The organism is Vibrio fujianensis, from assembly GCF_002749895.1.
Taxonomy (GTDB): domain Bacteria; phylum Pseudomonadota; class Gammaproteobacteria; order Enterobacterales; family Vibrionaceae; genus Vibrio; species Vibrio fujianensis.
Genome location: NZ_NBUS01000054.1, coordinates 707,202 through 709,401, shown reverse-complemented (window position 1 = coordinate 709,401; position 2,200 = coordinate 707,202). Strand labels below are relative to the sequence as shown.

Genomic DNA, 2,200 nt, shown 5'->3' with positions numbered 1-2,200 from the left:
ACCAAGCGCATTTCGCAGAAAGTGGGTGAAGAAGGGGTTGAAGTCGCGCTTGCGGCGGCGACGGGTGATAAGGCGGAATTGATTTGTGAGTCAGCGGATCTTATCTATCACTTACTGGTCTTGTTACAAGATCAAGGGTTATCGATGAGTGATGTGATAGACAAACTCAAAGAGCGCCATCAATAACGATAACGCCCCAGCGATGGGGCATTATTCTAAATGCGTTATTCTAAATATGGTTACATAGTAATTTCTTTCCACTGTCCTGGTTGTAGCTCGTCAAGGGTTATGTTGCCCATAGAATAGCGAATCAGGCGTAAGGTGGGATAACCAATATGTGCTGTCATCCGCCTTACTTGACGGTTGCGCCCTTCAATAATGGTGATTGCTAGCCAAGTGGTGGGGATATTGGCACGAAAACGAACGGGTGGCGTTCGTTGCCAGACGTTTGGCTCATCGATTCGTTCGACTTGTGCTGGGCGTGTTGGGCCATCTTTCAATTCCACCCCTAGCCTTAATTTATCGAGATCATCTTCCGTTGGTTCACCTTCGACTTGAACCCAATAAGTTTTCGGGGACTTAGCGGTTGGCTGGGTAAGCCTTGCTTGTAAAATACCATCATTGGTGAGAATCATTAAGCCCTCACTGTCTCTATCTAATCGTCCAGCAGCATATATCTCTTTAATAGGAATAAAATCTGCCAGCGTCTGTCGGCCTTGACCATCGGTAAATTGGCTTAATGTGTCATAAGGTTTATTAAAAATAATCACCTTACGTCGCTCCGGAGGAAGGAGTGTTTGTTTTTTCGCCACTCTTTTTACATCTGATTTTGAGCGAGAAGATGCCCCAGAGCGTAGAGAGCTTGAGCGTTTTTTCTGTTTTAAATAAGACGAATTTTTGGACGACGAAGTGGAGCGAATCGCGCTAGGTGAGCGGGAAGACATGTTAACTACCTTGCAAAAATGTAAATGGTTTGTGTTTGAATGTTTTATCTTTTTCTTATTTGGGCTATCATTTGCGCGCCCGAAAACAGGATTGTTGGATAAGATGATAGACTATTATCTTGCTTTTGTTTAATTATAACGATCTTCACTCACGGACTAAGTCGAACACACTCGGTGATAAGTGCCGAGATTAGAAAGAGTGAGACAATCGTATACAAGTATTGGATTTGTATACGGACATTCACACAGTGCACTATCATCCCATAGTGCTGTTAGAACAATAGGGAAAGTTCATGTCTACAGATAAACCTACCATTATTTATACTATTACCGATGAAGCACCAGCCTTGGCCACTTATTCACTACTGCCTATTATTCAATCATTTACAGCTTCGTCAGGCATCAATGTGGAAACGCGTGATATTTCGTTAGCTGGACGTATTCTTGCCAACTTCCCTGAGCACTTAAAAGAAGAACAAAAAGTCACTGATGCACTTTCTGAATTAGGCGCATTAGCACAAACGCCTGAAGCGAATATCATTAAGTTACCCAACATCTCAGCTTCTATTCCTCAACTCAAAGCTGCGATTAAAGAGTTGCAAGAGAAAGGATTTGCACTGCCTGATTATCCAGCTGAGCCGAGTACCTATGAACAAGAAGCAGTAAAAGCTACCTACGATAAAATCAAAGGCAGTGCGGTTAACCCAGTGTTACGTGAAGGTAATTCTGACCGTCGAGCGCCTACTTCAGTGAAAAATTATGCCAAGAAAAATCCGCATTCTATGGGAGCGTGGTCAAAAGACTCCAAATCACATGTCGCTAGTATGCAAGAAAAAGATTTCTTCGGCACTGAGCAATCGTTAACGATCAATGGTGCAACGGACGTTTCGATTGAATTTTTGGCAAAGGACGGCACCAATAAAGTATTGAAGAAACCATTTGCTCTGCTAGATAAAGAGATCATTGACACGAGTGTGATGAGCAAGAAAGCACTGATTGAATTCTTTGAAAAAGAGATAGCGGAAGCCAAAAAGCAAGATGTACTGCTTTCTTTGCACATGAAAGCCACCATGATGAAAGTGTCAGATCCAGTGATTTTCGGCTATGCAGTAAAGGTATACTACCAAGAGGTATTCGCGAAATATGGCGATTTATTTGACCAGTTAGGCGTTGATGTGAACAACGGGCTTGGCGATGTGTATGCGAAAATTCAAACATTACCAGAAGCTCAACGTGAAGAAATTGAGTCAGCGATT

General features: G+C 42.7%; 3 protein-coding genes. 2 read left to right on the top strand and 1 reads right to left on the bottom strand.

Features of this window, described 5'->3' with window-relative positions; translation table 11 throughout:
- A partial coding sequence (gene hisE / locus B7C60_RS19815; RefSeq protein ID WP_245869612.1) for a phosphoribosyl-ATP diphosphatase occupies positions 1-186 on the top strand: 186 nt, incomplete at its 5' end.
- Positions 187-239: 53 nt separating this feature from the next.
- Here the strand turns inward: hisE and B7C60_RS16365 are convergent.
- On the bottom strand, positions 240-944 hold the full coding sequence (locus B7C60_RS16365; RefSeq protein ID WP_099612557.1) for a pseudouridine synthase: 705 nt from the start codon (positions 942-944) through the stop codon (positions 240-242).
- Positions 945-1,237: 293 nt separating this feature from the next.
- Here B7C60_RS16365 and B7C60_RS19810 point away from each other — a divergent pair.
- Positions 1,238-2,200: NADP-dependent isocitrate dehydrogenase (locus tag B7C60_RS19810; protein ID WP_245869611.1), on the top strand; the 963-nt coding region annotated here is incomplete at its 3' end.